This is a genomic window from Aquabacterium sp. UBA2148, assembly GCF_002328915.1.
Classification (GTDB): domain Bacteria; phylum Pseudomonadota; class Gammaproteobacteria; order Burkholderiales; family Burkholderiaceae_C; genus Aquabacterium; species Aquabacterium parvum.
Window position 1 is genome coordinate 9,697 of sequence record NZ_DCXA01000108.1, and the last position, 3,216, is coordinate 12,912.

The 3,216-nt window shown below is 64.7% G+C and carries 3 protein-coding genes; all 3 read right to left on the reverse strand.

Annotated elements, in window-relative coordinates; translation table 11 throughout:
• Positions 1-187 (reverse strand): FmdB family zinc ribbon protein (locus B2W70_RS05925; protein ID WP_286743789.1); only part of this gene is annotated, 187 nt, incomplete at its 3' end.
• A 116-nt stretch (positions 188-303) separates the two neighbouring features.
• Complete coding sequence (locus tag B2W70_RS05930; protein WP_286743791.1) at positions 304-1,824, reverse strand: sodium:solute symporter family protein; 1,521 nt, start codon at positions 1,822-1,824, stop codon at positions 304-306.
• A 126-nt stretch (positions 1,825-1,950) separates the two neighbouring features.
• The coding region (gene ubiB / locus B2W70_RS05935) for a ubiquinone biosynthesis regulatory protein kinase UbiB (RefSeq protein ID WP_286743793.1) at positions 1,951-3,216 on the reverse strand (1,266 nt) is incomplete at its 5' end.

The window sequence follows — 3,216 nt, forward strand, 5'->3', positions numbered from 1 at the left end:
CCGAGCCGCCACGGAAGTCGGTCGCGTACCAACCAGAGCCCTTGAGCTGGAAGCCGGCAGCGGTGACCTGCTTGCTGAAAGCTTCGGCGCCACAGGCTGGGCAGGTGGTCAAAGGGGCGTCGGACATCTTTTGCAGGACGTCCTTGGCGTGGCCGCAGGCGCCACAGCGGTAGGCATAAATTGGCATGGTGAAACCTCGGGTCAACCCTGTGCGGGATTGTAAATGGGGTGGCGCCACGCCACCTTCAAGGGGGTTCCGCTTCGAGGCATGAGGGGATGCTGGTGTGCGGTGCGCGGCACGTCTCAGGCGAGGCTGGCCTGGCGCGCCCGGTGGTCGCCGATGAACTGGGGCATGAGCGAGCCCACGAGCATGCCGCCCAGCGCCATGATCAGGCCGGCAAGCTGCCCCGGGAAATCGACGAAAAATTGTGCGTCTGGCGCGTGGAGCCTTCGCGGAAGCAACATTTCAAGGGTGGCATTTACGAAGCTCGCTCCAACGCTCGATTCAAAGGTGAACAGCGCCAGCGTGCCGATGCCCAGCACGATCGACAAAATGGCGCCCTGCGTGGTGGCGCGCGACCAGTACAGCCCGAAGAGCAGCGGCACAAATGCCCCGACCAGGGGGATCTGGTAGGCCGCCGACACCAGGTCATAGATGGCCGTGCCTTGCATCACGATGGCGTAGGTCAGCACCAGCGCCGTGAACACGAACAGCGTGATCCGCATGGACAGCAGCACCTGGCGGTCGCTCATGCCGGGGTGGATGTTTTTCAGGATGTTCTCGACGAAGCTGGTTGAAGGCGCCAGAAGCGTCGCAGACGAGGTCGATTTGATGGCCGAGACCAGCGCGCCGAAGAAAAAGATCTGCGCGATCAGAGGCATCTTGCTCAGGATGAGCGTGGGCAGCACCTTCTGCGGGTCGTTGGCCAGCAGCTCCTTGGTCTCGACCGGCATGATGATCAGCGCCGAGGCCACGATGAACATGGGCACGAAGGCGAACGCCAGGTAGCTGAAGCCACCGATGATGGCGCCCTTGCGCGCCGTGTCGCTGTCCTTGGCCGACATCACGCGCTGGAAGACGTCCTGCTGCGGGATCGAGCCGAACATCATGGTGATGGCCGCCGCGATGAACCAGACCCAGCCATCGACGGTGTGTTCGGGCAGGATCTTGAACCAGTTCTGCTGTTCGGCCAGCGCGAACACCTGGTCGGCGCCACCGGCCTGGTCAGCGGCCAGCCAGGCGATGAAGGACAGGCCCACCACCAGCACCACCATCTGCACGAAGTCGGTCCAGGCCACGGCCAGCATGCCGCCCACCATCACGTAGACCAGCACCAGCGCCGTGCCGATGACCATGCCCAGCTCGGCGCTGATGGCGCCCCCGGAGAGCACCGCAAAGACCAGGCCCAGGGCGGTGATCTGGGCGGCCACCCAGCCCAGGTAGCTCAGGATGATGGCGATGGAGCAAAAAATCTCGACGCCTTTGCCGTAGCGGTGACGGTAGAAGTCTCCGATGGTCAGCAGGCTCATCTTGTAGAGCCGGCTGGCGAAAAAGGCGCCCACCAGCACCAGGCACATCGAGGCGCCGAATGGGTCCTCGATGACGGCATGCAGGCCACCCTCGACAAATTTGGCCGGGATGCCCATCACCGTCTCGGCGCCGAACCAGGTCGCAAAGGTGGTGGTGATGACCATGGCCAGCGGCAGGCTGCGCCCGGCAATGGCGAAGTCGGCGGTGCTCTTGATGCGCGTGCCCGCGTACATGCCCAGCGCCATGGTGGCGACCAGGTAGAGGATCACGAAAGCGAGCAGCGTGGTGTTCATGTTCGGCAGCACCTTTCCAACAATCAGGCCGAAGAACGCAAAAAAGGACCCGGGGAGCGCAGAGTTGCGGGCTCACCCGGGCAGGGCATCAGGGGGCGCAGTTTAGTCGCTGGCGGGGCCTTCGCCTCACAGCACCCCGTGTTCGTGCAGGGCCAGCACGAGCCGTGCCACCAGCAACCCCAGACCGAAACCGACACCCAGCCACACCATGGCAGACAGGATGCGGTTGGTGCGCCTTTGCTCCAGCAAGATGGCGTGCATGTCGCGGCGCAGGGCCTGATCGCCGTGCTCCAGCTGGTGGTGCAGCAGGCGCGGCAGCTCTGGCAGCAGCTTGGCGTAGCGTGGGGCCTCGCGTTTGAGGCGCGAGACCATGCCGCGCCAGCCCACCTGTTCGTGCATCCAGCGCTCCAGGAAGGGCTTGGCCGTGCTCCACAGGTCGAGGTCGGGGTCGAGTTCGCGCCCCAGGCCTTCCACGTTGAGCAGCGTTTTTTGCAGCAGCACCAGCTGTGGCTGGATCTCGACATTGAATCGCCGCGAGATCTGGAACAGGCGCAGCAGCACCTGGCCCAGCGAGATTTCTTTGAGCGGTCGGTCGAAGTAGGGCTCACACACCGTGCGGATGGCACCTTCGAGCTCGTCCACGCGCGTGGTGGCCGGCACCCAGCCGCTCTCGATGTGCAGCTCGGCCACGCGCTTGTAGTCGCGGTGGAAGAAGGCGATGAAGTTTTGCGCCAGGTAATCCTTGTCAACTTCTGTCAGCGTGCCGATGATGCCGAAGTCGAGTGCGATGTAGCGCCCGAAGCTGCGTGCGTCCAGGCTGACCTGGATGTTGCCCGGGTGCATGTCGGCGTGGAAGAAGCCGTCTCGGAACACCTGGGTGAAGAAGATGGTCACGCCGTCGCGGGCCAGCTTCTTGATGTCGACGCCGGCCTCGCGCAGGCGCGCCATCTGGCTGATCGGCACGCCCTTCATGCGCTCCATCACCATCACGGTGGGGGTGCAGAAGTCCCAGATCATCTCGGGCACCAGCACCAGGTCGAGCCCCTGCATGTTGCGGCGCAGCTGGGCGGCGTTGGCCGCCTCGCGCACCAGGTCCAGCTCGTCGTGCAGGTATTTGTCGAACTCGGCGACCACCTCACGTGGCTTGAGGCGCTTGCCGTCGGCCCACAGGCGCTCGACCCAGCCAGCCAGGGTGCGCATCAGGGCCAGGTCGTCGTCGATGACGTCGAGCATGCCGGGGCGCAACACCTTGACGGCCACTTCGCGGCCATCGTGCAGCACGGCGAAGTGCACCTGCGCGATGGAGGCGCTGGCGATCGGGTCGGCGTCGAACTGCCGAAACACCGCCGACAGGGGCTTGCCCAGCGCTTTTTCAACCAGGCGAGCGGATTC